Genomic DNA, 26,864 nt, shown 5'->3' with positions numbered 1-26,864 from the left:
CCCCACTCATGGAGCCTTGATGACGTCCCTCGGTTTTTCCCTGTCCCAGGCGCGACTCGCCTTTTCGGGACAATGGCTGTTCGATGGCCTTTCGGCCACCTTCGCCGCAGGCAGCTGGACGGGACTGCTCGGCCGCAGCGGCAGCGGCAAAAGCTCCTTGCTGCGCATGATCGCCGACCTACCCATTCCCGATACCCACACCGTAACCATCACTACCGACGATCAGCGCCCGTTGGCCGGCCGCCTGGCGTGGATGGCCCAGCAAGATCAGTTGCTTCCCTGGCGCAAGGTCATCGACAACGTCCTGCTTGGTCCCGCGCTGCGTGGGCGTCCCACGGCGGCGCAACGTCAGCACGCGATGACCCTGCTCGACGACGTCGGCCTGAGCGACAAGGCCGAACAATGGCCCAAGACGCTATCCGGCGGGGAGCGCCAGCGAGTGGCGCTGGCACGCACACTCTTCGAGGATGCCCCAGTGGTCTTGATGGACGAGCCCTTTTCCGCCGTCGACGCCATCACTCGCCTGGAATTGCATGAACTCGCCGCACGCCTGCTGGCCGGGCGTACTGTGCTGCTGGTGACGCACGATCCCCTCGAAGCCCTGCGCCTGAGCGATCGCATCCTGATACTCGGCGGTCAGCCAGCGGCGTTGAGCGACTTCGAGGTTCCCGGTGGGCAACGTCCCCGCGCGCTCGACGCACCCGATGTACAACGCATGCAATCGCAGCTGGTGGCGCGCCTTCACGCCACCCCTCATGCCGACGATGGGAGCGTCTCATGAGCGTGCTCAAGCGTTTCTGGCCCGCCCTTTTCGGGATTGTCTGCATACTCGGGCTGTGGCAGGCGCTCGTCGTCATCACCGGCGTTCCCGGCTATGTTTTGCCCTCACCGCTGGCCGTCATGCAAGCGTTCGCGGCGCACCAGCAACTGTTGTGGCATCATGCCGGTATCACGGTAATCGAGATTGTCGCGGGGCTGTTTATCGGGTGCATCGGCGGGCTAGGCACCGCGCTGGCCCTGGCGCGCTTTCACGGCTTGCGGCGCACCCTGCTGCCGATATTGCTGATCAGCCAAGCCGTACCCTTGTTCGCCCTCGCACCTATTCTCATGCTATGGCTGGGTTATGGGATGACCGCAAAAATCGTCATGGCCACGTTGATCATTTATTTTCCGGTCGCGTCGACATGCTACGACGGCCTGCGTCAGACGCCACAAGGGTGGCTGGATCTAGCCCAGACACTGGGAGCCGACCGTCGTCGCCGGCTGTTGCGCATCCAACTGCCCGCCGCCTTACCGGCGCTGGCATCCGGCATGCGCATGGCCGCCAGCGCCGCCCCCATCGGCGCAGTGATAGGCGAATGGGTCGGCTCCAGCCAGGGCTTGGGTTATTTGATGCTCAATGCTAACGCGCGCATGCAGGTCGACCTGATGTTTGCCGCCCTACTGATTCTCGTCACCTTCGGGGTCGCGCTCTACTTCACCACCGACGCCTTGATGCGGCGCCTCATGCCATGGCACGAAGACCGCACCGGCGCGACTAGCTGACAACCGCCCGGGGCAGCGTCCGCCACCACGTGGCAATGCCCCATACGCCGCCTTTCACGGCGATAACGATAATGCCCGCCACACTGCAACGGGCGGGGGATCCGCAGGAGAACAACACATGCTACGTTTGACTCGACGCCTCATGGGAGCTTGCCTTGCGTTGGTAGTGATCGCTTCCGGCCCAGCATGGGCCGCGAATGACGACGACACCTCAAAGATGACATCCCTGAAGGTCATGCTCGACTGGTACACCAACCCGTCGCATGCTCCCCTGGTCATCGCCCAGCAACGCGGCTTCTTCGAGCAACATGGGCTCGACGTGGAGCTGGTGTCGCCCGCCGATCCCAGCGTCCCTCCCAAGCTGGTCGCTGCTGGCAAGATCGATATGGCCATCAGCTATCAGCCTCAGCTGCACCTACAAGTCGACCAAGGCCTGCCGCTGGTGCGCGTGGGGACCCTGATCGCAACGCCGCTCAACATCACGCTGGTGCGCGCCGACAGCGATATCGAGAGCATGGAAGACCTGGCCGGGAAAAGCATCGGCTACTCGGTGGGCGGCGTCGAGAAAGTGCTGATCGACACCATGCTCGAGCATAATGGCGTTTCGCCGGAAGACGTCGAGATGGTCAACGTCAATTTCGCGCTGACACCGGCACTGATCGGCGAAAAGGTCGATGCCGTCACCGGTGCATTTCGCAATTTCGAACTGGCACAGATGGCGCAGGAAGGCGTCAAGGGCCGAGCTTTCTATATCGAGGAAGAAGGCGTCCCCACCTACGATGAACTGATCTTCATCGCCAATCGCGACACCCTGGATGCGAATCGCGATGCTTATACCCGATTCATGGCCGCCGTCGAGGAAGCCACGGCATGGATCATCAACCACCCCGACGAGGGCTGGGAAGCCTTCAAGGCCTCTGACCCGGCACTGGACACACCCGTCAACAAGAAAGCCTGGTATAACACCATTCCACGCTTCGCCTTGCGGCCTGCGACTCTCGATGGGCGTCGCTACGAGACCTTCGAATCGTTCCTGCTCGAACGTGGCCAGATCAAGGCCAAGAGCCCGCTATCACGCCTCGCCGTCGACCTCAGCCAGCCTTGACCCCAAGCACCGCCCCTGCGAGAAACGTTTCTCGCAGGGGCGGTGCGCCCTCTCATACCGTTAGAAAGCGTGCCAAGGCTTCCTGAAACGCCTCGGGCTGCTCGGCATGCAGCCAATGCCCAGCATCGGGGATGGTCTCGATACGCGCCGCCGGCAACACCGACTCGACCGCCGGCAAGACGTCGTCGCCAACGTAGTCGGAACGTTCGCCACGCAGCACGAGCGTCGACCCCGTATAGGCACCTTGCCCGTCCGGCTCCGCGACGATATGCGCGTAATCTTCCTCAATCTCGTCGAGTCCCACGCGCCATACCAGCGTGGCATTCTCACCACGAATCAGATTGGTCGCCAGGAACTGCCGCGTCGCCGGGGTCTCGACGAATTCCGCCATGATCCGGTCGGCTTCCTTGCGGCTCGAAGGTGGCTGCCGTTCGACGGCCCGCATCGCCTTGAAGATCGCTTCATGTTCGTGCTCATAAGCAACCGGCGCGATGTCGGCCACGATCAAGCGTGCGACACGCTCAGGGGCTTGACGCGCCAACGTGATAGCAACCTTGCCTCCCATCGAGTGGCCCAGCAAATCGCAACTGTCGACCGCTAGACGATCCAGCAAGGCGTCGACATCCGCTGCCTGGGTAGCATAGTCCATGCCTGGCTCATGCGGAGATTTGCCGTGGTTGCGCAGATCGACAGCGATCACGCGACGGCTTTCCTGCCAGCGCTTGATATGCGAACGCCAGTTGTCCGCACTTCCAAACAAACCGTGCAACACCACCAGTGGGCGCCCGGCGCCACCGGTATCGACATGATGTAATTCCACAATGCGCCTCGTCAGCCATTCAAGTCATGCCAGCATGGTACCAGAGGCGTTTCAGGCATTGCGCCCCGACACCTGTTCGGAGGCATCGGCGACATGCGCCAGGCGGCGCGTCAACGCCCCCAGCAGCACGCCATACAACGGCAGGAAGAAAGCCAGGCTGACGCCCAGCTTGATGGCATAATCTACCCAGGCGATTTCGACCCAGTGTGCGCTCATGAACGCATCGGGCCCATTCCAGAAGGCGATGGCAAAAAACGCGAAGGTATCGGCCAGGTTACCCAATAGCGTCGAAAACGCCGGCGCCACCCACCAGGCACGCAGCCGCCGCATCCGATCGAAGACGTGAATGTCCAGCAACTGCCCTAGCACATAGGCCATGAAACTCGCCAGCGCGATACGCCCCACGAACAGGTTCCAATCTCCCAGCGCCGAGATTCCCTGAAAAGCGCCATCCTGAAACAGCACCGATACCACATAGGAAATCAGCAAGGCAGGCAGCATGACGCGCGCGATGGTCATGCGCGCCCGGCGTTTCCCGAACAACCGCACGGTCAGGTCGGTGGCGAGAAAGATGAAGGGAAAACTGAATGCTCCCCAAGTAGTGTGTACGCCGAACATCGAAAACGGCAATTGCACCAGGTAATTGCTGGCCGCGATGACAATGATGTGGAAGCTCACGAGCCACCCCATCAAGCGGCGCGCCTGACGAGAATCGAGGGCAAACATGTACCACCTTTTTAGTTGCCGAAAGAGGCCGAGGGGTAAGGGAACCCTCAAGGCAGGACGACGCTAAAGGCGCCGAGCGAAAGCGGCGGGATTGTAAAAGATTTCACCGATGCCGACCAGCGAGACGCTTTGCCTGCTCTCGCCATGGGGTAACGCGTCCATCGTCGAATACTGCAGACGAACAGGAACTATCGTCGTTACGTCAGTGCCTTACGGGACAGCAAGCGCCATCGCACTGCCCCGTTCCACGGCCTGCCGATAACGTCGCACTCTAACCGATGAAATACCGTTGAAGGCTTCCTTGGACAGGGCTGGCGAAGTTATTGATGATTCACTAAATCAAGAATGAGTAACAGGGAATGACCCTTGTCCAATAGAGGAAAGGACACCCCGGACATAGACGGTCATTCGACACACGAGCATCCCTTTGCCGCGGGGCGCCTATCCCTCGCCCTTCGGCAGTCAACCGCCAATCCCAATGTAGGAGAGACAATATGCGCCCGCTCCAGCCTGCCTCCGCCCTGATCGACGCCGGTTACGGCGCCATCGACAAAGGCACGACGCTACTCAAGGCCATGGCCAACGAAAACCGCCTGCGCATCCTGTGCCTGCTCGACGACGCAGAGCTTTCGGTCACCGAACTGAATCGCAAGCTCAACCTCAGTCAGTCGGCACTCTCGCAGCACCTCGCCATCCTGCGCCGTGAGAACCTGGTAATCACACGCCGTGCTTCGCAGACCATCTACTATTCACTGGCGGGCGATGAGGCCCGCACCGTGATCGATTCGCTGGTCGCGCTCTACGGTAAATCCCGCTAATCTGCCCTGGCAGCGGCTCAGCGCCGCTGCCAGCTGCTGGCTTCCAAACGCTCCATGACACGATCCCCGAGACGCTCGATCCCCATCGACGCCCCGACTCCGACCCGCTGCAACAGCGAATGGCGAGGTTCCAGCGTCACATGCAGGACCCGCGCTTCTTCCTTCATGCGCGCCGCGAGATAGCCGTCGCTGGTGGCAATCTCATCGATCAAGCCATCCTCGAGGGCCTGGCGGCCATACCAGATTTCGCCGGTCGCCACCTTGTCGACTTCCAGCGCCGGACGCCGCTCACCGACGTAGCGCTTGAAGAGATCATGCGTTTCCTGCAAATCGTCGAGAAACTTGGCGCGTCCTTCGTCGGTATTTTCCCCGAGCACGGTCAAGGTCCGCTTGTAACGCCCCGCCGTGAGCAGCTCGACATCGATATCGTGTTTCTTGAGCAGGCGATGCACATTGGGCACCTGCGCGACTACCCCGATCGATCCGATGACAGCGAACGGCGCCGCAATCAAACGATGCGCGCAGCACGCCATCATGTACCCGCCACTGGCGGCGACTTTATCGACACACACGGTCAGATGGGCTCCGGCATCACGCAGCCGGTCGAGTTGCGCAGCGGCAAGCCCATAGGCATGCACCAGACCACCCCCTGAGCTGAGACGCACGACCACTTCATCCTCGGCCTGCAATTCGCCCAACAACAGCGAGACCTGTTCCGCCAGCTGCGGGGTACGCGATGCCTTGAGATCGCCATCGAAATCGAGCACCCATACCCGTGATGGCGATTCGTCAGATGCGTCATCCTTTCCCTTGCGGCGTGCCTTTTCCTGCTTGCGCAACGTCTTTTGTGCGCGACGCCGCCGGGCGGGCGACATCCCAGCCAGGCGCAACGACTCACGCCGTCGCCGTTGGCGCTCGTTCAAGGTCACCACGCGCAGACGGTTATCATCACCTTGCCCGCTGGCCCGCTGCTTGAGGGATACAACCAGCACGATCAGTACGCCCAAGGCGATTACCAATGTCGCCAACTTGGCGGCAAACAAAGCGTATTCCGCTATCCATTCAATCACGTCGCTACCTCATGTTCGGATGACAACCAATGCAGCTCTTGTATGAAACATTTGTTTGAAATAGGCTGGAGTTTCCACCAACACCATAGAGTGACCGATCATGGCCGACGCCAGCACCGTCATCGAAAAACTTCAGTCGCGCTTCGATCCTGCCGCCGCCCGGGGCATGAATGATATCTTCCAGTTCCACATCAGCGATGCCGATGACTACTACCTGCATATTCAGGACGGCACCTTGGACGTTCAGCAAGGCGAACACGACGACCCTTCCGTCAGCCTGACCACCGACACCGAGACTCTGAAAGGCGTAATGAGCGGCGAGATCAACGGCATGCAGGCCTTCATGAGCGGCAAGCTGAAGGCCACCGGCAATGTCATGCTGGCCAGCAAGCTCACCAGCCTTTTTCCCAGCGGCTAGCCTCTCCCACCCCATGTTGTCAGGCCACGACGTCTCTCAGCGCATCGCCACAGCGCTGAGATGCGTCTCGATCAACTGACGCGAGATCGAGTGGCTGGGGGGCAATTCCGGCAAACGACGTGGCGTGAACCAAGCGGCATCGGCGATCTCCACGCCATCGATGCGAATGCGCCGACTGGCTGCCTCGGCGAAGAATCCCAGCATCAGCGAATGCGGAAACGGCCATGACTGGCTGCGAAAGAAACGAACCCTTCCGATGTCGACTCCGACTTCCTCGTGGACTTCACGACGCACGGCATTCTCGGCAGTTTCCCCAGGCTCGATGAACCCCGCCAGGGTGGAATAACGCCGCGCGGGAAAACGCGCATTGCGCGCCAGCAACAGATCCCGCCCATGGGTCACCAACGTGATGATGCACGGCGAGATGCGCGGATAGCTGCGGTGACCACACGCCTGGCACTGCATGGCGAATTCATGGGTAAGCCGCGACATCGGGGAGCCACAGCGGCCGCAGAAGCGATGATCGCGCGACCAGGCGTTGACTTGTAGCGCCGTGGCCAACAGGTCGGCTTGCGCGCCGGGGAGTCTCGCCAACCAATCGCGCGCCGGGGGCCAGTTGGCATCCCCCTGTTCATGCACCATGGCCACCGGCAAATCTCGCCACATCCCCAGCGCCATGGCCTGTTCCGGCCATTCGCCGGGCAACTGAAGAATGCCGTCCTCGTCCCCCGGGGCGATGCCGGACTCACCGAAGCGAATCCAATAGCCCCAGCGCGGCGTCTGCGCACCGGGCAACTCGCGCACGAATGCCGGTTCCGAAGTGACCGTCATTTGAGCTCCTGCAGCGCCTCGTCCAACGCGTCCCAATGACACTCACCCGCCGCCTGGCGAATGCTATCGAGCTTGGCCCGATGCGCACTCAGTTCCGCCTCGCTGGGGCGCGCCACCACCAGTGTCACGCCTTCCCGTGTCACACGCCGAATGCCACTGACGCTATTCGCTCCCTCCGCGCCGCCGCCAGTGGCCCCGTCGATGCCGGCTAGCGAAAGCGCCGTCTGCCCCCCGGTCATTGCCAGGTAGACATCGGACAGGATTTCCGCATCCAGCAACGCGCCGTGGAGAACTCGGCGACCGTTATCGATGGCATAGCGCTTGCACAGCGCGTCCAGGCTATTGCGTTGCCCTGGATGCAACTTACGCGCCATGGCCAACGTATCGAGCACACCGCAGTGATCCGCGACCGGACCCAGGCGCGGCCCACCGCGTTTATTCTGCAGCAGGCCGAATTCGTGATCGATGAAGCCAACGTCAAACGCCGCGTTGTGAATCACCAGCTCGCCGCCGCGAATGTATTCCCAAAAGGCATCGGCAACATCCGCGAACACGGGTTCGTCGGCGACGCGTTCATTGGTGATGCCGTGTATTTCCACGGCCTCGGGGTCGATATCGCGTTCGGGATTGATGTATTGATGGAAGTTATTGCCGGTCAACCGGCGATTGACTACCTCCACCGCCCCAATCTCGATCAGGCGATGCCCTTCCTTGGGATCGATGCCGGTCGTTTCGGTGTCCAGTACGATCTGACGCATTGCTTACTCTTCTCCTGCCATGGCCCGCCGCTGAGCCGCCTGCACGTCGTCGGTGGCGGCGTTGGCGAGCGTATCGGCCAGTTCGTTACCTTCGTGGCCACTGTGTCCTTTTACCCAGTGCCATTCGATGCGATGGCGCTGGGCTTCCTCGAGTAGTTCACGCCACAACTCGGCGTTCTTGACCGGTTTCTTGGCAGCGGTCTTCCAGCCACGCTTGATCCAGCCATGGACCCACTCGGTAATGCCCTTTCTCAGGTACTCGGAATCGGTCCATAGCGCCACCTCGCAGGAACGCGTCAAGATCCGCAGCGCCTGAATCGCGGCCGTCAGTTCCATGCGATTGTTGGTGGTCTCGGCCTCGCCGCCATTAAGGGTTTTCTCGTGCTGGCCGTAACGCAGCACCGCACCCCAGCCGCCGGGCCCGGGGTTACCGCGACAGGCGCCGTCGGTATAAATGGTCACATGGGGCATATCGCCCACGGTGGGAGTATCAGTCAACCTCGGCCATCCTATCGTCGTGGGCGTGCGTGGCGCGGCCCGAGCGCCTGCCGTGATCGCAATGAAGCGCAGCGGGGCCGAGCCATTTGCCCGCCATCGCATCGCGGCGCAGCAAGGTGCGCAACGGCTGTACAGGGATCTGCTTACGCCGGGCCACGATCAGATAACATCCCCCAAAGGGAAGATTATAACGGCGTCCTAGCGTTTCGAGCCCCAAGTTGTGAATATGCCCGCCAGGCAGGCGAAAGCCGCAGTAGTCTACGCGGTCGATCTCGAAATCGACAAACTCTAACCACTCCCGCAACCGGCCGCTGCGCCGCCAGCGCCCCTTGCAGGGCCAACGACGCCGACTGGCAGGTGACAAATGCCCCAGGGCATCGGCGCCGAAAGGATTCCAGCCCATCATCACCAGCAAGCCATCATCGCGCGTGACCCGTGCCGCCTCACGCACCAGATGATGCGCGTTGGGCATCACCTCCAACAGATGATGCACCAGCACGAGATCGAGGCTTTCATCGGGAAGCGGCAAGGTGCTGGGGTCGCACACCAAGGTGGCATCATCCTGAGCCAAGGCGCGCGTCGGCGCCCAACTCATCGCATGGTGAATGGGGCACATGTCGGTCAGCCGTGACGCCATACCGAGTTGCAAGCTGTGAGATCCGAAGTGCGACTCGCAGAGAGGCCCCAGGCACGCACGCTGCGCCTGCCATAACGCAACGCCATCTTCGGAGCCCCAGAAGCGGCGCCCCTCGCGGACGGCCTGCGCCAACGTCATTGTCATATGCGAATTTGACACTACGGCCCATTCCCCCCAAGGTTGTCGCATTTTACGCTGCTGTCCGCCGTCGTGCATGGCGTGATGACAGGCGTGTTTCCGACGTTTGCCGAGGTCTAGCGTACTATGTTGACCGTGATTCCAATTCCCGCGTTCCAGGACAACTATATCTGGCTGCTCCGTCAGGATGCCAGCGATAAGGTAGCGATCGTCGATCCCGGCGACGCGCAACCCGTCATCGAATACCTGGAGCGTGAAAATCTGAACCTGGTGGCGATTTTGGTCACCCACCACCACCACGATCACACGGGCGGCATCGAAACATTGGTCAAACGCTATGGGCCGCGCGTGATCGGCCCCGACAACACGGCCATTCCCTCCGTTGACGAAGTCGTGGGCGACGACGATGAATGCCGCGTGCAGGGACGGCGCTTCGAAGTCCTCGCGGTCCCCGGCCACACGCTCGACCATATCGCCTTTTACGCCCCCGGAACGCCGGGGCTGCTGTTTTGTGGCGACGTGATGTTCTCGGCCGGTTGCGGACGCTTGTTCGAAGGCTCGCCTGCGCAGATGCAGCGCTCGCTTGAGCGCCTCGCGGCATTGCCCGACGACACCATGGTGTTCGCGGGTCACGAATATACGCTAGCCAACCTGCGCTTCTCTCAGGCTGCAGAGCCCGACAACCCCACGCGGGACGCCTACCTCGAGGAGTGCGAAAAAGCACGCCGGCTGGAGCGACCCACGCTGCCTACTAACATCGGCTCCGAGCGCCAGATCAATCCTTTCTTGCGCATCGACCAACCCGGCCTGCTCAGCGCAGTGGCCGAACAGGGTAATGCCGACGACGCCAGTAGCGCCTTCGCCACACTGCGCGAATGGAAAGACCGTTTCTAGCAATACCATGCCCAACTGACGTCATGCCCTCGAGAGGTTCGCTTCCCATGCACGTTCGATCGATCCGCCGCCAAGCGCTGAGCTTGGCGGGAGGTCTTTTTCTGATCCCTTTGTCGCTGCCCGCGCTAGCGACCAGCGGCTCACCGACCGGCGACGACACGGTTGCATCGGCGCACCACGGGACCTTCTGGCAAGCGCTGGAGCTTCAAAGCGCCGCGCAAGCCGATGCCTGGACACGCCTTAAAAGCGGTTTCGGATTGCCCCACGACATCGAGAATCCGCGCGTCAAAGAGTGGCTCGACTACTTTTCCGCGCATCCCGAATATGTCTCGGCCATGGCCCAAAATGCGCGTCCTTGGCTGCGTTGGGTCACCCGTCAGCTCGAAGCACGCGACATGCCCACCGAACTGGCATTGCTGCCGTTCATCGAAAGCGCTTACGACCCCACCGCCGCCCATCCCGGCGGCGCCTCAGGGCTATGGCAGTTCATGCCGGGCACTGGCGAGGCCATGGGCCTGACCGACACATGGTGGTATGACGGCCGTCGCGATGTCGTCGCCTCGACAGCCGCCGCTCTGGATTATCTGCAGACACTCGCCGACCAATGGTATGAGGGTAATCTCGAACTTGCCCTGGCGGCTTACAATGCTGGCGCGGGGACGGTCAACCGCGCGCGTGAGAGGGCCGCCGCCCAAGGCAAGCCCATCGATTACTGGCACCTCTCACTGCCCAATCAAACCATGGACTATGTTCCCAAGCTGCTGGCGTTGGCCGCGGTGGTTTCCGATCCGCAGCGCTACGCGGTCACTCTGCCTGACATCCCCGATCGCCCCACCATTGCCCAAGTAAAAGCCAAGGGCCAACTCGCGCTGACCGATGCCGCGCAGCTCGCCGGGGTTAGCGAGGCGCGACTGCGCGACCTCAACCCAGCCTTTCGACGCGAAGCGACACGCCCCGATCAAAACGCCAAACTGGTGATCCCCGCCGACAGCCGCAAGCGCTTTCTTGCCAAGCTCGATACGCTGCCCGCCGAGAAACGTCAGGCCAAGGCGCATTATGTGGTCAAACGCGGCGACACCCTCTCCGGCATCGCCGCGCGTCATGACATTCCCATCAGCGTGTTACGTCAGCAGAATTCGCTCAGCGGCGACTCATTGCGCATCGGGCAGTCGCTGGTGGTCCCTTCCACCGGCCAATCTCCCAGCCTGGCCAGTGGCGACGCCACGCGCGAAGTCAGGGTCAAGCCGGGCGACAGCCTGTCGCGTATCGCAGCGCGCCATGACGTCAGCGTCGGCGACCTGGCACGCTGGAACCAGCTCGATCAAAGCGATTATCTGCAACCCGGGCAACGTTTGACCTTGCGCCAGGCCTCTCGCTGAGCGCATTGAGCGATACCTCTACTCAGCGCGACACTGCTGGGGTAGGCTAGCGAGCGGGCCGGTGCTTCACCGGCCTCTGCGCATCTTGCTTCAAGGAATCGATTGATGCCCTCGTTCGTTCGCACCTGGCTGCTGGGGTCTTGTCTGTGGGCGGTTAGCCTCACGGCGCTGGCATTGCCTGCCGCCGACGTGCCAACCGTCGCGGGGATCTCGCTCTACGACGCGCCTGCACTGCGCGATGACTTCTCGCACCTGCCCTATACCAATCCGGATGCCCCCAAGGGCGGTGAATTGCGACAAGCCGCACAGGGTAGCTTCGATTCGACCAACCCCTTCATCATTCAGGGCAATCCGGCTGACGGCCTGAATCACGTCTACGATACCTTGATGGAAGCCAGCGCCGATGAGCCCTTCACCATGTATGGGCTACTGGCGGGCGGCATCCGCCTCGACCCTGACCGCCACTGGATGGAAATCGATTTGCGCCCCGAAGCGCGCTTTCACGATGGCCACCCCGTGACGGCAGAAGACGTCGTATTCAGCTTTCGCCTGCTACGCGACGAGGGACAGCCGTTCTATCGCGCCTACTACGCCGATGTCGACAAGATCGAAGCGCTGGATGACGACACCGTGCGCTTCGAATTCAGCGACAACAATTCGCGCGAGTTGCCATTGATCCTCGGCCAGCTTCCGGTGCTGCCCAAACACTACTGGAGCTCGCGCGACTTCGCCTCACCGACGCTGGACAAACCGCTGGGGTCCGGTCCCTATGCGGTCGAGAGCCTCTCGCCGGGACGCCGCATCGTCTATCAACGTGTCGAGGATTACTGGGGGCGCGATCTGCCCATCAACCGTGGGCGGCACAATATCGACCGGCTGGCCTATGACTACTACCGGGATCAGACCGTGGCGCTGGAGGCCTTCAAGGCCGGCAATCTCGACCTCCGCCGCGAAAGCAGTGCCAAGAACTGGGCCACCGCTTACGACACCCCCGCTCGAGAGGAAGGCTTCATCAAGCGCATGGTCGTCCCCGATGCGCAACCCGCCGGGATGCAAGCCTTCGTCATGAACCTGCGACGCGAGAAGTTCCAGGACCGCCGCGTTCGCGAAGCGCTGACCCTGGCCACCGACTTCGATTGGCTCAACACGCACCTCTTCTACGGCGCCTATGAAGAAACCGATAGCTACTTCGAGAGCTCCGAGATGGAAGCCAACGGCCTGCCCAGCGACGCCGAACGTGAGCTACTCGCGCCCTATCGCGATCACCTGCCGCAAGATGTCTTTGAAGCCCCTCTGCCCGCATCACGCCCCGAGGGTTTGCGGGCACGCCTGAAGAAGGCACTGGGACTGCTGCGCGACGCCGGGTATGAGGTTCGCGATGGAACGCTGGTCAACCGCGAGACACAACAGCCGCTGCGCCTCGAATTTCTGCTCTACGACACTCAGTTCGAGCGCGTGACCCTACCATTGATTCAAAACCTCGAGCGTCTCGGCATCGAGGCCAACCTGCGCGTGGTCGACGTCAATCAGTTCCTGACGCGCCAGCGCAACTTCGATTTCGACCTGATCCTCGGCAGCTTCGCGCAGTCCGCCAATCCAGGTAACGAACAGCGCGAATTCTGGACCAGCGACTACGCCGACGCGCCGCGCAGCCGCAACCTGATCGGCTTGCAGAGCCCCGCCATCGACGGCCTGGTCGACAGCCTGATCCGCGCCGACAGCCGGCAGGCATTGGACACCGCCGCGCGTGCCCTCGACCGGGTACTGCGCTGGGGCTTCTACGTCATTCCCCAATGGCACCTCGACGGCACTCGCGTGGCGCTATGGGACAAGTTCGGCTACCCCCAGCCATTCCCCGAATACACCTTCGATCTATCGAGCTGGTGGGTCGATCCACAGCGCGCGTCCCGTATAGAACAACGTCAACGCGGCGAACGCTAAGGACAACATCGTGGCTAATTACATCCTACGCCGCCTGTTACTGATGATCCCTACCCTATTGGGCATCTTGCTGCTCAACTTCATTATCGTGCAGGTGGCACCGGGCGGCCCCATCGACCAGATGCTGGCCCGCTTCGAGGGCATGGACAGCAATGCCAGCACGCGCCTGGAAGGCGGCGGCGAGACATCCAGCGGCGATACCCGCAACGCACGCGGCATCGACCCACGCCTCGAAGAAGCATTGGAAAAGCAGTTCGGCTTCGACAAGCCGCCCGTGGAGCGGTTCTTCGGCATGCTGGCCGATTACGCCACCTTCGATCTCGGCGATAGCTTCTTTCGCGGGCGGCCGGTGATCGACCTGATCGTCGAACGCCTGCCGGTCTCGATCTCGCTGGGACTCTGGACGACGCTATTGGTGTACTCGATCTCGATTCCGCTGGGCATACGCAAAGCCCTGCGCCACGGCTCGCGCTTCGATGTCTGGACCTCGGGATTGATCATCGTGGGCTACGCCGTGCCGGGGTTCTTGTTCGCCATCTTTCTGATCGTGGTATTCGCCGGCGGCAGCTATCTGGACTGGTTTCCGCTGCGCGGACTGACCTCGCCCGACTTCGCCGACCTCTCCTGGTGGGGCAAGATCCAGGATTATTTCTGGCACATCGCGTTGCCCGTGCTGGCCTCGGCCATCGGCAGTTTCGCGACGCTCACCATGCTGACCAAGAACAGCTTCCTCGACGAAATCCATAAACAATACGTGCTCACCGCACGCGCCAAGGGCGCCAGCGAGCACCGTGTGCTCTACGGACACGTGTTCCGAAACGCCATGTTGATCATCATCGCGGGGCTCCCCTCGGCGCTGGTGGGCATTTTCTTCACCGGGTCGCTATTGATCGAGGTGATCTTCTCGCTGGACGGCCTTGGGTTGCTCGGCTTCGAGGCGGTCATGCAGCGCGACTATCCGGTCATCTTCGGCACGCTGTATCTCTATACCTTGATCGGATTGGTGCTCAAGCTGATCTCGGATCTCACCTATGTGTGGGTCGACCCTCGCATCGACTTCGCGACGCGGGAGGCATGATGACACTTCGCAAGCGCGCGCAACCGTCTCCCATCGCCCGCCGCCGCTGGCAGATCTTTCGCGGCAACCGGCGCGCCTGGTGGTCGCTGTGGGCCTTCGTCCTGCTGCTGATCGTCAGTCTGGGCGCGGAACTGGTCGCCAACGACAAGCCCATCGTCATGCACTACCAGGGCCAGTGGTACGCCCCGGTGGTATTCGATTATCCCGAAACCGAGTTCGGCGGTTTTCTCCCCACGACAGCCGACTACCGCGACCCTGTCGTCCGGGAAAGCATCTCCTCGCAGGGTTGGATGCTATGGCCCCCCGTGCCCTTCTCCTACGATACGCTGGATCGCGAGCTGACGGGGCCTGCACCCTCGCCGCCCTCGGCACGTCACTGGTTGGGAACCGACGACCACGGCCGCGACGTCTTCGCCCGCGTGCTCTATGGCTTCCGGCTCTCGGTGGTCTTCGCCGTGGTACTGACGGTGGGCTCGATGGCGCTTGGCGTCCTGTTCGGGGGCGTGCAAGGCTATTTCGGCGGCAAGGTCGACCTGATTGGGCAGCGCATCATCGAAATCTGGTCGGGCATGCCGGTACTGTTCCTGCTGATCATCCTCGCCAGCCTGGTGCAGCCCAACCTGTGGTGGTTGCTGGGCATCATGCTGCTGTTTTCCTGGCTGGGGCTGGTCGACATCGTGCGCGCCGAATTCCTGCGCGCGCGCAATCTCGAGTACGTACGCGCGGCGCGTGCCATGGGACTGCCGTCGCGGCTGATCATGTGGCGCCATGTGCTACCCAACGCTATGGTCGCCACCCTGACGTTCATCCCGTTTCTGTTCACAGGGGCGATCACCACCCTCACCGCGCTGGATTTCCTGGGCTTCGGCCTGCCGCCGGGCTCTCCCTCGTTGGGCGAGCTGGTCGCCCAGGGCAAGAACAACCTGCAGGCGCCCTGGCTTGGTATCACGGCCTTCCTGAGTCTTGGAATCATGCTCTCGCTGCTGGTCTTCATCGGCGAAGGACTACGTGATGCCTTCGATCCGCGCCACGTGCCCAGCACCGCCACATCGACGACCGCCGATACCGATGATCTACCCGGGAGAACCGCGCATGGCCAATGACGACGTCGTATTCGAACTCGATGCCCTGCGCATCGCCTTCGGCGACATGCGCGTCGTCGAGGACCTCTCACTCACCATACGCCGTGGCGAAACCGCGGCGTTGGTCGGCGAATCAGGCTCCGGCAAGTCGGTATCCGCCCTTGGCGCCCTCGACCTGCTGCCGCCTGGCACGCGCGTCGAGGGCGGACGTTGGCTCTGCGGACAGTCCCTAGAAGGTCTATCACCGCGGCGCTGGAATACGCTGCGCGGTGGCCAAGTCGGCTTCGTGTTCCAAGAGCCCACGACCTCGCTCAACCCCTTGCACACGGTCGGCAAACAGCTCGGCGAAACCCTGCGTCTTCATCAAGGCTTGCGCGGCCGTGCCGCTCGCCAGCGCGCCCGGGAACTGCTGGTGGAAGTACAACTGCCGCGGCCCGACGAACTGCTTGAGGCGCATCCCCATCAGCTCTCGGGTGGACAACGCCAACGCGTGGTGATCGCCATGGCCATTGCCAACGCACCGCAGCTTCTCATTGCCGATGAACCGACCACGGCGCTGGACGTCACCGTGCAGCAGGAAATTCTGGCCTTGCTGGCACGGTTACGCGACGCCAATGGCATGGCCATGCTGTTCATCACCCACGATCTCAATCTGGTGCGCCGGCATGCCGACAGCGTGCATGTCATGCAGCATGGCAGGCTCGTCGAAAGCGGCAGTGTCACACACGTCTTCGATGCCCCTCGCGCGGCCTATACCCAACACCTGCTCGCCGCCAACCCCGATGGCCATGCCGCGCCGTTGCCGGAAACACGCGAGATGCTGCTCGAGGCACGCAGCCTCGGCGTCTCATTCGCGCGAAGCAAATCCTGGTTCGGGCGCCGTCCCGCCCCGTTCGTGGCCGTCCAGCCACTGGATATCACCCTCGCGCGCGGCGAAACCCTGGGCCTGGTCGGGGAATCCGGCTCCGGCAAGACCACCCTGGCATTGGCGCTTCTACGCCTGACCGCCGCCGACGGCAAGATCCTCTTCGATGGCGAACGCCTGGACACATTACGTGGCAACGCGCTACGCCGCCGCCGGCGGCACTTTCAAGTCGTCTTTCAGGATCCTTACGGCTCGCTCTCGCCGCGCATGCCCGTCATGGATATCGTCAGCGAAGGGCTTCGCTTTCACCATCCGACACTCAGCGACGCGGACGTCGAGCAACGGGTCGTCGCCACACTCGAGGAAGTCGGCCTGCCGGCGAATTGCGCAGCACGTTACCCGCACGAGTTCTCGGGCGGCCAGCGCCAACGCATCGCCGTGGCGCGTGCCCTCATTCTCGAGCCCGACCTTGTCGTGCTCGACGAACCGACTTCAGCGCTCGACCGCAGCGTGCAGAAGCAGCTCATCAGCTTGCTACGCGGCCTTCAGGCCCGACGCGGGCTGAGTTACCTGTTTATCAGCCACGATCTCGCCGTGGTACGCGCCATGGCGCACCGCATCATGGTGCTCAAGGACGGCGAGATCGTCGAGCAAGGCGACTGCGAGACGCTACTCAGGCAGCCTCGAGAACCTTATACGAAGCGTCTACTCGAGGCCTCTGGATTGCATTTCGACACCTGACGAACTTTTTTGTCAGCCTATTAGCGGCTCGTCAGGTTAAGAAGCGATAAGCGCACAAAATAGATAACGGTATAAACTAGATGGAGGCGATTTCCGTCTCGGTAAGTTCCCGCCACTCTCCCGTGGCTAGCGTTGAGTCGAGGACGATATCGCCGATCCGTTCACGATGCAGCGCCACGACCTCGTTACCCAGCGCCGCGAACATGCGCTTGATCTGATGATAGCGGCCTTCTTGGATGACCAGACGCGCCTGAACCACCTCGTCTTCGTCCGTCGCAGGCAGACGTTCAAGGCGCGCAGGCAATGTCGGCTTGTCTTCCCTCTCCAGCATCAATCCCGCTGCCAGGAGATCTTCCGCCCCGTCCTTCAGTGGCTGTGCCAGAGTCACGAGATAATGCTTGTCGCAGCGCCGCTTGGGGGATGTCAGTCGATGCGACCATTGGCCGTCCTCGGTGATCAGCACGAGCCCAGTGGTGTCCACATCCAGGCGCCCGGCGATATGCAGGCGATCGCGCTTGGTGACATCCAGCAGCTCGACCACCGAGGGGTAGCGTCCCGGCCGTGTCGTGCATTCATAGCCCGTGGGCTTGTTGAGCATCAGATACCGCACACCAACCAAGGCCAACGGCTCCCCCATCCAGCGCACGTCCTGTTCTTGATCGAGCTTGAAGGCGGCATTCTTGATCACTTCGCCATCCACCTCGACCTCGCCGCGGTGCAGGGCTTTCTTGGCCAGCGAGCGCGTCAGCTCGGTACTTTCACTTAAAAAACGGTCGAGACGCATGCAGGAAATTCACTCCTCGACCTGGAAGCGATCGGCGTCCATCCAGGCCGGAAATTTGTCACGGAACGTACTCAGCGCCTGGCGATCCAGACGACCGGTACGCATGAAAGGCACATCGCGCGGCTCGTCGATAAAGGGCTCGCCCTTGAAATCGACGAGCATCGAGTCGCCCGCGTATGCCAACCCCTTGGCATCTTCCCCCACGCGGTTGACGCCGATTACATAGCAGAGGTTTTCGACGGCACGTGCCTGTAGCAGGGTCCGCCAAGGTTGACGGCGAGGCGCGGGCCAGTTGGCGACGCACAGCAGCGCATCATACTCGAAATGTTCGCCCGATGCGGGCTGCTGGCGCAGCCATACGGGAAACCGAAGGTCGTAGCAGACACTCAACAGGATTCGAAATCCCTTGAGCTCGACAATGACGCGCTCGCTGCCCATGCCATAGCGTTCGTGCTCGCCGGCCATGCGGAACAGGTGGCGCTTGTCGTAATACGTGATATCGCCATCCGGGCGCGCCCAGACGAGACGGTTGAAGTACTCTCCGTCTTCGACAACGGCCACGCTGCCGGTCACCACACAGCCACGCTGGCGGGCTTGTTCGACCATCCAGCCAACGGTGGCGCTCTGCGCCATGGGTTCGGCCATCTCGCGGGAGTTCATGGTGAACCCCGTGGCGAACATTTCCGGCAGCACGATCAAGTCCGTATCCTCGGACGAGAGCGTGCCCAGACGTTCCTCGAGCAAGCGGCAATTGGCTTGGGGATCTTCCCAGCGCAGGTCGGCCTGCACCAGCGTCGTACGCAATTCGCTCATCACACACCTCCCGGATTGAAGATTCAGTCTGAAGGCCAGCTCAGGGCAGCGGCAAGCCCCTTTCGTCCATGTTAGATTAGCGTTCGCCTGTTCGGCATCATCGCCCCACGTTGAGGTCCCCATGGCCCAAGAGAATGCCAGAGAAAGTGCCACGCAAGACACGTCTTCCGCATCGAAGACCGCCGCCGATAAAGACGCTGCCAAGGGCGTTGCATTCGGCGTGATCGCCTATACGCTATGGGGCTGCTTTCCGCTTTTTTTCGCGCTTTTCGATGGCGTGCCCGCCTGGGAAATCCTTACCCACCGCATCCTCTGGGCGTGTCTGTTTCTGGTCCTCGTGGTCACCGTTCTGGGGCGCTGGCAACCGGTCATGGCCGCCTTGCGCGCGCCACGCCTGCTGGTGCGGGTACTCGGTTGCGCCTTGCTCATCGGCTTCAACTGGGGGCTCTACATCTACGCTGTGGAGACCCACCACGTCCTCCAGGCCAGCCTCGGTTATTTCATGACGCCACTGATCAACGTGGCACTGGGCATGCTGGTCTTGCGCGAGCGCATGTCACGCCTCCAGGGCGCCGCAGTGGCCATCGCCGTCGTCGCCATCGGTATTCAACTGGTGGGTCTCGGCGGCCTACCCTGGATCAGCATCTTTCTTGCTCTCAGCTTCGGCACCTATGGCCTGCTGCGCAAGCAGGTCAGCCTGGATGGCCTTTCGGGGTTGTTCGTCGAGACACTGATACTGCTGCCCCTCGGCTTACTTGCCGTGGCTTGGTTCGAGATTGCCGGTCTATCCCATTTTGGTGGTACCGCCCACAACACCCTGCTATTGATCGCGAGCGGCGCCCTAACGGCCCTGCCGTTGCTAGCCTTCGCCGGAGCTGCACGCCGACTGCGCCTGTCGACAGTGGGGTTCTTGATGTACATCAACCCCACTCTGCAATTCTTGATCGCACTGCTAATCTTTCGCGAGCCATTAGGCACCCTGCAACTCATCACCTTCGTGCTCATCTGGTTCGGGCTGGCGCTTTATTCGCTTTCCGCTTGGCAAGGCAGGCACGCTGGCGCCAAGTAAGACAAGCGCCACGGCACCGACATCGTCTAGAGTGAGTACATGACCGCCCCGACGTGTCGCGCGGCGGCCGACTGGCCCAAGGAACACGCCTTCATGACGACGCACCTGGTGCTGGTGGGTGCCGGTCACGCGCACCTTCACCTGCTGAAACATGCTACCGCATTACGTCGCGCCGGCTATCGCATCACACTCGTGGCCCCCACACGCTTCTGGTATTCGGGCATGGCCGCACGACTGCTCAGTGGCGCACCACGTGATGCCTGTAGCCTCAACATCGCAGCCCTCACCGCACGCCATGGCATTGAGCATGTCACAGCGCCTTTCGTGGCACTCGACGTGCATACCAAACATGTCTTCCTAGCCGACGGTCACCATATCGACTTCGATGTACTCTCACTCAATGTGGGCAGCGATGTCGTCCCGCCGACCCCAACCGGCGCGACTGTGCCCGCCTGGGGCAATGCACGCTACTGGCACGTTAAACCTATCGAGCGCCTCGACGCACTGCGCCAGCATGTGCTCAATGCCGCCCAGCAGCACCGGGCTCTGCATATGGTCGTGGTTGGCGGCGGGCCTTCCGGCGTGGAAATGGCTGCCAATTTGGCAGGGCTGAGCCAACGCCTCGGGGCCGCCAACGAGGTTCGGCTTGTCACACGCCACCCACGCCTCATATCCGACGCTCCGGATGCCGCGTCCCGATGGGCCAGCCGTCAGCTCTCGCGTCTAGGCGTCGACTGGCACCCCAGCGTGGCGCTCGACGGCGGCGCCGAATGGCTCGACATCCTCGATGTTCCTCCCGACGACATCGTCCTCGCCACGGGATTGCGACCCGCGTACTGCGTCGCCGACCTGCCACTGGCGCTCGACGATAACGGCATCCGTATCAAGGCAACGCTACAGAGCGAACAGCACGCGACGATCTTTGCCGTCGGCGACTGCGCCTCGCTGATCGATCACAGCCTTCCCAAGCGCGGCATCGAAGGCGTCCGCCAAGGACCCGTGCTGCTGCAGAATCTGGTTGCCTTGCAAAACGGCGCCCCTCTACACGATTACCACCCACCGGCAACGGCGCTGGCCATCGTGGACATGCACGACAAGGGGTTGGCGCTTTACGGAGAACACTGGCGAGGCGGTCGCCTGGCCTTGCGGCTCAAGCGCTACATCGACACGCGCTTCTTGCAGCGTTATCGGTAGGTAAGGTTTTGTAGCGTTATCGGTAGGTAGGCGTCGGCTCACGGGAAGAGCCAATACGCGTCGCACCGCCGGGGATGGCGGTGCCTGGGCGACACACTAACGCATCACACCTGCATATTCATGACATCCTTATAGGCAGTAACCACGCGGTTGCGTACCTGCTTGCCCATCTCAAAGGCGATGCTGCCCTTTTGCATATCGACCATTACGTCGTTGAGCTCCACACCCGGCGCACCCGCCTCAAAGGCTTCGGCCTGCGCATTGGCAGTCTGCTTCAAACTGTTGATGCGCGAAATCGCACTATGCAACTCGCCGGTGAAACCACCGCTACCTACCGCCGTATTGACCTGACTCCCGGACATCTGGCCCGCCTGGTTGGCCATGGACTGCATTTGCTGAAGCGCTTGGGAAATGGCCGGTGCACTCATGACTTTTCTCCGCCGATCGAACAGCTCTGGAATACGTTGATGAACCCTATCAGCAACCTAGCTTGCGTCATATCTGCAATTGGGACCTAAAACATCGGCTTTTCCACCCTTTAGGGTTTTCTTAGCTCCACATAATGGCCGTCATCACACATACGCCTCGTGACGGTATCGATCGCGCCTTCACGAGCGTCAAACGATGCGCAGAATTTTGGAGTTGGACACCCCCATGCTTGCCGCTGGACCTTTTCAGTGCCTACCCCGGCGTTGCCGGAGGATGACATGAGCACAGCAGCATCCTCCTCGACCGAGGCCAACCAAGGTACGCCAGGACAACGTCAAGGCAACGCCGCCCCGGCCAACGCCCAATCGTTTGTCGAACGACTCCGCAGTAACCCGCGCGTACCGCTGATTATCGCCGCCGCCGCGAGCGTCGCGGTCATTGCTGCGCTTTTGATGTGGGCAAACTCCCCCGATTACCGCGTGCTTTACTCGACGCTCACCCAGGAAGATGGCGGGAAGATCGTTGCCGAGCTCGACACCATGGGCGTGCCCTACGAGTTCAGTGAGAACGGTCAGGCGCTACTAGTACCTGCCAACCGAGTTAATAAGCTACGCATGCAGCTCGCCGAACAAGGCCTGCCGGAAGCCTCCGGCGTGGGCTATGAGCTGATGGACGAGCAGTCGTTCGGCATCAGTCAGTTTGCCGAGCATGTCAATTATCAGCGCGCGCTCGAGGGCGAACTCTCGCGCACCATCGAAGACCTTGGCCCGGTATCTCATGCTCGCGTTCACCTCGCCATGGCCAAGCCCTCAGTGTTCGTACGCGAGAGTGAGCCCGCCAGCGCTTCCGTCATGCTCGATCTGCAACGCGGGCGCGTTCTCGGTGAGGGTCAGGTACAGGCGATCATGCACCTGGTGTCGAGTAGCGTTTCCGAGCTGGCGACCGATGATATTTCCATAGTCGACCAAAAAGGCCGCCTGCTCTCCCCTGCCAGTGATGGCAACGACGCACTCAGCGGCACGCAGCTGGATTACGTCTCCCGCGTCGAGCGCAACTATGCCGAGCGCATCGAATCGATTCTGGCGCCCATCGTCGGCGCGAGTAACGTCAAGGCCGAAGTCTCCGCCCAACTTGATTTTTCCAAGCGTGAAGGCACCAGCGAAACCTACTCCCCCAACCAGCCGCCCAATGAAGCCGCCGTACGTAGCGAGCAATCAAGCATCACCTACAGCGGCGATGCCGACCTGGCCATGGGGATTCCTGGCGCATTGAGCAATCAGCCGCCCGGCACCGCGCCGTCTCCCATCAACGCACCGCAGGAAGACGAGGATGGCGAAGACGGCGATGCACAAGAAGATAACGCTCAGGGCGGGGATGGCGAAGACGCCGCGACCCAGGAAAACGCCGCCCTGGGGCGCACCAGCCGCGACAACACCATCAATTACGAGGTCGATCACCAGGTCGAACACGTTCAGCACCAGGTAGGTGCCATCGAACGTCTCAATGCCGCCATCGTGGTCAATTACCGCGACGGCGTCGACGAGGACGGCAATCCTACGCGGGTGCCACTGAGCGACGATGAGATTGCCAACATCCGCAGCCTTGTGCAGCAGGCCATGGGCTTCTCGGCAGCACGTGGCGACCAGCTCGAGGTCGTCAATTCGCCCTTCGACGAAGCCAATGAGCAGCCCCCCGAATCACCATGGTGGGAATCCACCTTGCTGTGGTCATTGGCTGCCACGCTGGGCAAATACCTGCTGATCGGCCTCGTCGCCCTGTTCCTATGGTTCAAGGTGCTGCGCCCGCTGGTCCAACGTCAGACCGAACGCCCCGCCTTTACAATGCCCGCCGGCGCAACCGCGGGTGCCGGTACGGGGGGTGGCGCCGACGCTTACGCGACTACTCAAGCCGAGACAGCTGGCACCGAGGAAGAACCGCCGGTGCCGCCACAGAAGCGGCGTGAGCGGCGCTCAGCCAGCTACGAGCAAAACCTCCGTGACGTACGTGAGATCGCTCAGGAAGACCCGCGTCTCGTCGCCATGATCGTCAGAGGGTGGATGGGTTCCAATGAGTAAAATGAGTGGCGCTCGCCGAAGCGCAATTCTGCTGCTCTCGCTGGACGAGGACAGCGCCGCCGAGGTCTTCAAGTACCTCAGCAACAAAGAGGTCCAGGAAATCAGCCTGGAGATGGCCTCCTTGAGCCAAATCTCGCACGAGGACATGGAAGAGGCCCTGCGCGAATTCCATGACGAGATAGACCAGTTCTCCGCCGTCAACCTGCACAGCAGCGAGCACATACGCACCGTGCTCACCAAGGCGCTGGGCAGCGAGCGCGCCAATAGCGTGATCGAGGACATTCTCGAGACGACTGGCTCCGCCTCGGGCATCGACGCGCTGAACCTGATGGAAAGCACGGCCGTCACCGAGCTGATCCGCGACGAGCACCCGCAGATTATTGCCACCATCATCATCCACCTGGATCGCAACTTGGCCGCCGATGTGCTCGAGCATCTCGATGAAAAGCTGCGCAACGACGTCGTGCTGCGTATCGCCACTTTCAGCGGCGTGCAGCCGGCGGCGTTGCAGGAGCTCACCGAGGTTCTCGGCAGCATGCTCGATGGCCAGAACGTCAAACGCAGCAAGATGGGCGGCGTAAGAACTGCGGCCGAGATCCTCAACCTGATGAACTCGTCCCAGGAAGAAGTCGTCATCGACGCCGTGCGGGCGCACAACGACGACCTCGCGCAGCGCATCATCGACGAGATGTTCCTGTTCGAGAATCTGCTGGATATCGACAACCGCGGCATCCAGCTCATCCTCAAGGAAGTCGATACCAACTCGCTGGTCGTGGCCCTCAAGGGTGCCCAGGAAGCTCTGATCGACAAGATCACGCAAAACATGTCGCAACGTGCGGCCACGCTGATGCGCGAGGACCTCGAGGCACGCGGCCCGGTACGCGTTTCCCAGGTCGAGACCGAGCAGAAAGCGATCCTGCAGGTCGTGCGCCGCCTGGCCGACAACGGCGACATCGTATTGAGCGGAGGTGACGACAGTTATGTCTGATAAGCCGCTATCCGACGACGTCATTCATACGCCGAACGACCAACGCTGGCGCCTCTGGCGTATGGATGAGCTGCCGCATGGCGGTGGCGATGGCAGCGATCAGCTCGACCGGGCGCAACGCTTCGAGCAACGCCGACGCGAGCAGCGTCAGCGGCTCATCGAAGAACGCCAGGCACTGCACCAACAGACTCGCGACAAAGCATATCGCGAAGGCTACGACGCCGGCTTCGAAGAAGGCCGCCAGGCCGGTTACGAAAAGGGCCTCCAAGAGGGGCGCGAGACAGGCGATCAGGAAGCCAAGCGCCAGCTCGACGACGCCCTCGCCCCACTCGGGCAACTGGCCGGCGAGTTCCGTGCCGCGCTGGATACAATGGACACCCAACTCGCCGACCAACTCGTCGAGTTGGCCATGCTGACCGGCAAGCATCTAGCCGACGAGACATTAATCGCCACACCTGAGCATGTAGTGACGCTCGTTCGCCAGCTACTCCACGAAGAGCCCGTGCTCGACGGTCCCACTCAGTTGTGGCTACACCCCGACGACCTGGCGCTGGTCAACGATCATGTCGGTAACGAGCTCGAAGCGGCTCACTGGACGCTGCACGAAGACGCTTCGCTGCAACGCGGCGGTTGCCGTGCCGAAAGCGCCACCGGCGGGCTCGATGCCACGCTCGAGACCCGCTGGCAAAGCGCGTTGAATCAGCGTCGCAAGCGCCATGTCGCACCTTCCTCGGCAACGGAACCGGAGGCCGGTGATGACTGAGACGCACCTTGCCGACACGCACAACGCAACCTCTCATGGCGCCCATTGGCAGCGCGCCCTGGGTAAGGTCGCGCAGCGTATCGAGGGGCTGGATTCACGCCGCCCCCACGGCAAGATCGTGCGTGCCACCGGCTTGGTGCTCGAAGCGACCGGCCTGCGCCTGCCGCTGGGCAGCGCTTGCCTGGTGGAGCTCGCCCAGCATGGGCATACCGACTATGCCGAAGCCGAAGTGGTCGGCTTCGCCGGTGATCGGCTGTTTCTCATGCCGCTTGGCGACACCCAAGGCTTGGTGCCGGGGGCGCGTGTGCTGACGCTGGGCAGCAACCAACGCGATGCCGCCAGCGCGCGCCGTTTTCCCCTCGGCGATGCACTCCTCGGACGCGTGCTGGACGGCAACGGTCGCGCGCTCGACGGCAAGGGCTCACTGGAGAACGCGCCCCACGCGCCCTTGAGCACGCGGCCCATCAATCCGCTTGACCGCGCGCCCATCAACTCCGTCATCGATGTCGGTATTCGTGCCATCAACGGCCTGTTGAGCGTCGGCCGCGGTCAGCGCATGGGGCTTTTCGCAGGCTCCGGGGTCGGCAAGAGTGTGTTGCTCGGCATGATGTCGCGCTACACCCAGGCCGATGTCATCGTCGTCGGCCTGATCGGCGAACGTGGCCGCGAGGTCAAGGAATTCATCGAGAACATCCTGGGCGCCGAGGGGCGCGAGCGCGCCGTGGTCGTCGCCGCGCCTGCCGACGTCTCGCCGCTGCAGCGCTTGCAAGGCGCCTCCTACGCTACACGCATCGCCGAAGGCTTCCGCGACGAAGGGCGTAATGTCCTGTTGATCATGGACTCTCTGACACGCTACGCCATGGCCATGCGCGAGATCGCCCTGGCCGTGGGCGAACCGCCCGCCACCAAAGGGTATCCGCCGTCTGTCTTCGCGCGTCTACCAGGGCTCGTCGAGCGTGCCGGCAACGGTAAACCTGGCGGCGGGTCGATCACCGCCTTCTATACCGTGCTGACCGAAGGTGACGACCAACAGGACCCCATCGCCGATGCCGCGCGCGCCATCCTCGATGGCCACGTCGTGCTCTCGCGGGACCTGGCGGAGAGCGGGCACTACCCCGCCATCGATATCGAAGCCTCGATCAGCCGCGCGATGACCGAGATCACCGAGGGCGCTCACCAGCGCCGGGCGAAACGCTTCAAGCAGCTTTTCTCACGTTATCAACGCAATCGCGACCTGATCAGCGTCGGTGCTTACGCCGCGGGACACGACCCGCAGCTCGACCGCGCCGTCGCCCTTTATCCACGTCTCGAGGGTTTCCTCCAGCAGGGAATCTACGAACAAGCCGATGTCACCGCGACCTTGGACGCTCTGGCATCGCTATTCCCGGAGACGCGCTGATGTCAT

Annotated in this window: 27 protein-coding genes; 17 read left to right on the top strand and 10 right to left on the bottom strand. The window is 62.1% G+C overall.

Annotated elements, in window-relative coordinates; genetic code table 11:
* Positions 1-19: 19 nt before the first annotated feature.
* The 3 genes from LUN51_RS06665 (at position 20) to LUN51_RS06655 (ending at position 2,650) form a co-directional block, all read left to right on the top strand.
* Positions 20-781: an ABC transporter ATP-binding protein gene (locus LUN51_RS06665; RefSeq protein WP_246922003.1), complete on the top strand. Its 762-nt coding sequence runs from the start codon at positions 20-22 to the stop codon at positions 779-781.
* Positions 778-1,545 (top strand): ABC transporter permease, encoded by a 768-nt coding sequence (locus tag LUN51_RS06660; protein ID WP_246922005.1) that lies wholly within the window; start codon positions 778-780, stop codon positions 1,543-1,545. Before LUN51_RS06665 ends, LUN51_RS06660 begins: the two co-directional genes overlap by 4 nt.
* Before the next feature lie 118 nt (positions 1,546-1,663).
* On the top strand, positions 1,664-2,650 hold the full coding sequence (locus LUN51_RS06655) for an ABC transporter substrate-binding protein (protein WP_246922006.1): 987 nt from the start codon (positions 1,664-1,666) through the stop codon (positions 2,648-2,650).
* 52 nt (positions 2,651-2,702) lie between these two features.
* On the opposite strand, the gene LUN51_RS06650 is transcribed toward LUN51_RS06655, so the two are convergent.
* Together LUN51_RS06650 and LUN51_RS06645 are read right to left on the bottom strand one after the other, a co-directional pair.
* A complete protein-coding gene (locus LUN51_RS06650; protein ID WP_246922008.1) occupies positions 2,703-3,470 on the bottom strand; it encodes an alpha/beta fold hydrolase in 768 nt (255 codons plus the stop codon).
* Between the two features lie 51 nt (positions 3,471-3,521).
* Positions 3,522-4,196 (bottom strand): 7-cyano-7-deazaguanine/7-aminomethyl-7-deazaguanine transporter, encoded by a 675-nt coding sequence (locus LUN51_RS06645; RefSeq protein ID WP_246922010.1) that lies wholly within the window; start codon positions 4,194-4,196, stop codon positions 3,522-3,524.
* Positions 4,197-4,690: 494 nt separating this feature from the next.
* Here LUN51_RS06645 and LUN51_RS06640 point away from each other — a divergent pair, with 494 nt between their 5' ends.
* Entirely contained in the window at positions 4,691-5,014 is a 324-nt protein-coding gene (locus tag LUN51_RS06640; protein WP_246922011.1) for an ArsR/SmtB family transcription factor, read from the top strand.
* Positions 5,015-5,031: 17 nt separating this feature from the next.
* On the opposite strand, the gene sohB is transcribed toward LUN51_RS06640, so the two are convergent.
* Complete coding sequence (gene sohB / locus LUN51_RS06635; protein ID WP_277810629.1) at positions 5,032-6,084, bottom strand: protease SohB; 1,053 nt, start codon at positions 6,082-6,084, stop codon at positions 5,032-5,034.
* A 100-nt stretch (positions 6,085-6,184) separates the two neighbouring features.
* On the opposite strand from sohB, the gene LUN51_RS06630 reads away from it, so the two are divergent.
* Positions 6,185-6,502 carry an SCP2 sterol-binding domain-containing protein gene (locus LUN51_RS06630; protein WP_277810628.1) on the top strand — a complete coding sequence of 106 codons (318 nt, stop codon included), beginning with the start codon at positions 6,185-6,187 and terminating at the stop codon, positions 6,500-6,502.
* A gap of 36 nt (positions 6,503-6,538) precedes the next feature.
* Here LUN51_RS06630 and nudC read toward each other — a convergent pair whose 3' ends face one another.
* The 4 genes from nudC to LUN51_RS06610 are packed head-to-tail and all read right to left on the bottom strand — an operon-like array spanning position 6,539 to position 9,385.
* The gene (nudC, locus tag LUN51_RS06625; protein ID WP_277810627.1) at positions 6,539-7,333 is read right to left on the bottom strand and encodes an NAD(+) diphosphatase; all 795 of its coding nucleotides are present in this window, start codon (positions 7,331-7,333) and stop codon (positions 6,539-6,541) included.
* A complete protein-coding gene (dnaQ, locus tag LUN51_RS06620; protein WP_277810626.1) occupies positions 7,330-8,091 on the bottom strand; it encodes a DNA polymerase III subunit epsilon in 762 nt (253 codons plus the stop codon). Before dnaQ ends, nudC begins: the two co-directional genes overlap by 4 nt.
* A gap of 3 nt (positions 8,092-8,094) precedes the next feature.
* A complete protein-coding gene (gene rnhA / locus LUN51_RS06615; RefSeq protein ID WP_246922222.1) occupies positions 8,095-8,562 on the bottom strand; it encodes a ribonuclease HI in 468 nt (155 codons plus the stop codon).
* 19 nt (positions 8,563-8,581) lie between these two features.
* A complete protein-coding gene (locus LUN51_RS06610) occupies positions 8,582-9,385 on the bottom strand; it encodes a methyltransferase domain-containing protein (protein ID WP_097023632.1) in 804 nt (267 codons plus the stop codon).
* Positions 9,386-9,490: 105 nt separating this feature from the next.
* Here LUN51_RS06610 and gloB point away from each other — a divergent pair, with 105 nt between their 5' ends.
* From gloB to LUN51_RS06580, 6 genes are all read left to right on the top strand, one after another.
* The gene (gene gloB / locus LUN51_RS06605) at positions 9,491-10,258 is read left to right on the top strand and encodes a hydroxyacylglutathione hydrolase (RefSeq protein ID WP_097023631.1); all 768 of its coding nucleotides are present in this window, start codon (positions 9,491-9,493) and stop codon (positions 10,256-10,258) included.
* Positions 10,259-10,305: 47 nt separating this feature from the next.
* A complete protein-coding gene (locus LUN51_RS06600) occupies positions 10,306-11,637 on the top strand; it encodes a LysM peptidoglycan-binding domain-containing protein (RefSeq protein WP_277810625.1) in 1,332 nt (443 codons plus the stop codon).
* A gap of 105 nt (positions 11,638-11,742) precedes the next feature.
* The gene (locus tag LUN51_RS06595; protein ID WP_277810624.1) at positions 11,743-13,578 is read left to right on the top strand and encodes an extracellular solute-binding protein; all 1,836 of its coding nucleotides are present in this window, start codon (positions 11,743-11,745) and stop codon (positions 13,576-13,578) included.
* A gap of 10 nt (positions 13,579-13,588) precedes the next feature.
* Positions 13,589-14,656 (top strand): microcin C ABC transporter permease YejB, encoded by a 1,068-nt coding sequence (locus LUN51_RS06590; protein WP_277810623.1) that lies wholly within the window; start codon positions 13,589-13,591, stop codon positions 14,654-14,656.
* Positions 14,656-15,759 carry an ABC transporter permease gene (locus LUN51_RS06585; RefSeq protein WP_277810622.1) on the top strand — a complete coding sequence of 368 codons (1,104 nt, stop codon included), beginning with the start codon at positions 14,656-14,658 and terminating at the stop codon, positions 15,757-15,759. The genes LUN51_RS06590 and LUN51_RS06585 overlap by 1 nt, the downstream gene beginning before the upstream one ends.
* Positions 15,749-17,344, top strand: a complete 1,596-nt coding sequence (locus LUN51_RS06580; protein ID WP_277810621.1) for an ABC transporter ATP-binding protein — start codon at positions 15,749-15,751, stop codon at positions 17,342-17,344. Before LUN51_RS06585 ends, LUN51_RS06580 begins: the two co-directional genes overlap by 11 nt.
* Positions 17,345-17,420: 76 nt before the next feature.
* On the opposite strand, the gene rsuA is transcribed toward LUN51_RS06580, so the two are convergent.
* On the bottom strand, positions 17,421-18,128 hold the full coding sequence (gene rsuA, locus LUN51_RS06575) for a 16S rRNA pseudouridine(516) synthase RsuA (RefSeq protein WP_277810620.1): 708 nt from the start codon (positions 18,126-18,128) through the stop codon (positions 17,421-17,423).
* Positions 18,129-18,137: 9 nt separating this feature from the next.
* Positions 18,138-18,941, bottom strand: coding sequence for an amidohydrolase (locus tag LUN51_RS06570; RefSeq protein ID WP_277810619.1), 804 nt, complete (start codon positions 18,939-18,941; stop codon positions 18,138-18,140).
* Positions 18,942-19,062: 121 nt separating this feature from the next.
* Between LUN51_RS06570 and rarD the strand changes: the two genes are divergently transcribed.
* Positions 19,063-20,010 (top strand): EamA family transporter RarD, encoded by a 948-nt coding sequence (gene rarD, locus LUN51_RS06565; RefSeq protein WP_277810618.1) that lies wholly within the window; start codon positions 19,063-19,065, stop codon positions 20,008-20,010.
* A gap of 39 nt (positions 20,011-20,049) precedes the next feature.
* The gene (locus tag LUN51_RS06560; RefSeq protein WP_277810617.1) at positions 20,050-21,204 is read left to right on the top strand and encodes an NAD(P)/FAD-dependent oxidoreductase; all 1,155 of its coding nucleotides are present in this window, start codon (positions 20,050-20,052) and stop codon (positions 21,202-21,204) included.
* Positions 21,205-21,308: 104 nt separating this feature from the next.
* Here the strand turns inward: LUN51_RS06560 and fliE are convergent, their stop codons facing one another.
* Positions 21,309-21,632, bottom strand: a complete 324-nt coding sequence (fliE, locus tag LUN51_RS06555; RefSeq protein WP_277810616.1) for a flagellar hook-basal body complex protein FliE — start codon at positions 21,630-21,632, stop codon at positions 21,309-21,311.
* 279 nt (positions 21,633-21,911) lie between these two features.
* On the opposite strand from fliE, the gene fliF reads away from it, so the two are divergent.
* Genes fliF through fliI form a run of 4 tightly spaced genes read left to right on the top strand, consistent with a single transcriptional unit; the run spans position 21,912 to position 26,858 of the window.
* Complete coding sequence (gene fliF, locus LUN51_RS06550) at positions 21,912-23,708, top strand: flagellar basal-body MS-ring/collar protein FliF (protein ID WP_277810615.1); 1,797 nt, start codon at positions 21,912-21,914, stop codon at positions 23,706-23,708.
* Positions 23,701-24,696, top strand: coding sequence for a flagellar motor switch protein FliG (gene fliG, locus LUN51_RS06545; protein ID WP_277810614.1), 996 nt, complete (start codon positions 23,701-23,703; stop codon positions 24,694-24,696). The genes fliF and fliG overlap by 8 nt, the downstream gene beginning before the upstream one ends.
* The gene (locus tag LUN51_RS06540; protein WP_277810613.1) at positions 24,689-25,459 is read left to right on the top strand and encodes a flagellar assembly protein FliH; all 771 of its coding nucleotides are present in this window, start codon (positions 24,689-24,691) and stop codon (positions 25,457-25,459) included. The genes fliG and LUN51_RS06540 overlap by 8 nt, the downstream gene beginning before the upstream one ends.
* Complete coding sequence (gene fliI, locus LUN51_RS06535; RefSeq protein ID WP_277810612.1) at positions 25,452-26,858, top strand: flagellar protein export ATPase FliI; 1,407 nt, start codon at positions 25,452-25,454, stop codon at positions 26,856-26,858. The genes LUN51_RS06540 and fliI overlap by 8 nt, the downstream gene beginning before the upstream one ends.
* Positions 26,859-26,864: the final 6 nt, after the last annotated feature.

This window comes from Chromohalobacter canadensis (assembly GCF_029544075.1).
In the GTDB taxonomy this organism is placed as follows: Bacteria; Pseudomonadota; Gammaproteobacteria; order Pseudomonadales; family Halomonadaceae; genus Chromohalobacter; species Chromohalobacter canadensis_A.
This window is presented reverse-complemented; position numbering and strand designations above follow the sequence as displayed.

What these genes read in the sequence shown, in the direction of transcription:
- LUN51_RS06665 (WP_246922003.1), top strand. Translation starts at nt 20, where the DNA reads ATGACGTCCCTCGGTTTTTCCCTGTCCCAGGCGCGACTCGCCTTTTCG.
- LUN51_RS06660 (WP_246922005.1), top strand. Translation starts at nt 778, where the DNA reads ATGAGCGTGCTCAAGCGTTTCTGGCCCGCCCTTTTCGGGATTGTCTGC.
- LUN51_RS06655 (WP_246922006.1), top strand. Translation starts at nt 1,664, where the DNA reads ATGCTACGTTTGACTCGACGCCTCATGGGAGCTTGCCTTGCGTTGGTA.
- LUN51_RS06645 (WP_246922010.1), bottom strand. Translation starts at nt 4,196, where the DNA reads ATGTTTGCCCTCGATTCTCGTCAGGCGCGCCGCTTGATGGGGTGGCTC.
- LUN51_RS06640 (WP_246922011.1), top strand. Translation starts at nt 4,691, where the DNA reads ATGCGCCCGCTCCAGCCTGCCTCCGCCCTGATCGACGCCGGTTACGGC.
- LUN51_RS06630 (WP_277810628.1), top strand. Translation starts at nt 6,185, where the DNA reads ATGGCCGACGCCAGCACCGTCATCGAAAAACTTCAGTCGCGCTTCGAT.
- nudC (WP_277810627.1), bottom strand. Translation starts at nt 7,333, where the DNA reads ATGACGGTCACTTCGGAACCGGCATTCGTGCGCGAGTTGCCCGGTGCG.
- dnaQ (WP_277810626.1), bottom strand. Translation starts at nt 8,091, where the DNA reads ATGCGTCAGATCGTACTGGACACCGAAACGACCGGCATCGATCCCAAG.
- rnhA (WP_246922222.1), bottom strand. Translation starts at nt 8,562, where the DNA reads ATGCCCCATGTGACCATTTATACCGACGGCGCCTGTCGCGGTAACCCC.
- gloB (WP_097023631.1), top strand. Translation starts at nt 9,491, where the DNA reads ATGTTGACCGTGATTCCAATTCCCGCGTTCCAGGACAACTATATCTGG.
- LUN51_RS06600 (WP_277810625.1), top strand. Translation starts at nt 10,306, where the DNA reads ATGCACGTTCGATCGATCCGCCGCCAAGCGCTGAGCTTGGCGGGAGGT.
- LUN51_RS06595 (WP_277810624.1), top strand. Translation starts at nt 11,743, where the DNA reads ATGCCCTCGTTCGTTCGCACCTGGCTGCTGGGGTCTTGTCTGTGGGCG.
- LUN51_RS06585 (WP_277810622.1), top strand. Translation starts at nt 14,656, where the DNA reads ATGACACTTCGCAAGCGCGCGCAACCGTCTCCCATCGCCCGCCGCCGC.
- LUN51_RS06580 (WP_277810621.1), top strand. Translation starts at nt 15,749, where the DNA reads ATGGCCAATGACGACGTCGTATTCGAACTCGATGCCCTGCGCATCGCC.
- rsuA (WP_277810620.1), bottom strand. Translation starts at nt 18,128, where the DNA reads ATGCGTCTCGACCGTTTTTTAAGTGAAAGTACCGAGCTGACGCGCTCG.
- LUN51_RS06570 (WP_277810619.1), bottom strand. Translation starts at nt 18,941, where the DNA reads ATGAGCGAATTGCGTACGACGCTGGTGCAGGCCGACCTGCGCTGGGAA.
- rarD (WP_277810618.1), top strand. Translation starts at nt 19,063, where the DNA reads ATGGCCCAAGAGAATGCCAGAGAAAGTGCCACGCAAGACACGTCTTCC.
- LUN51_RS06560 (WP_277810617.1), top strand. Translation starts at nt 20,050, where the DNA reads ATGACCGCCCCGACGTGTCGCGCGGCGGCCGACTGGCCCAAGGAACAC.
- fliE (WP_277810616.1), bottom strand. Translation starts at nt 21,632, where the DNA reads ATGAGTGCACCGGCCATTTCCCAAGCGCTTCAGCAAATGCAGTCCATG.
- fliF (WP_277810615.1), top strand. Translation starts at nt 21,912, where the DNA reads ATGAGCACAGCAGCATCCTCCTCGACCGAGGCCAACCAAGGTACGCCA.
- fliG (WP_277810614.1), top strand. Translation starts at nt 23,701, where the DNA reads ATGAGTAAAATGAGTGGCGCTCGCCGAAGCGCAATTCTGCTGCTCTCG.
- LUN51_RS06540 (WP_277810613.1), top strand. Translation starts at nt 24,689, where the DNA reads ATGTCTGATAAGCCGCTATCCGACGACGTCATTCATACGCCGAACGAC.
- fliI (WP_277810612.1), top strand. Translation starts at nt 25,452, where the DNA reads ATGACTGAGACGCACCTTGCCGACACGCACAACGCAACCTCTCATGGC.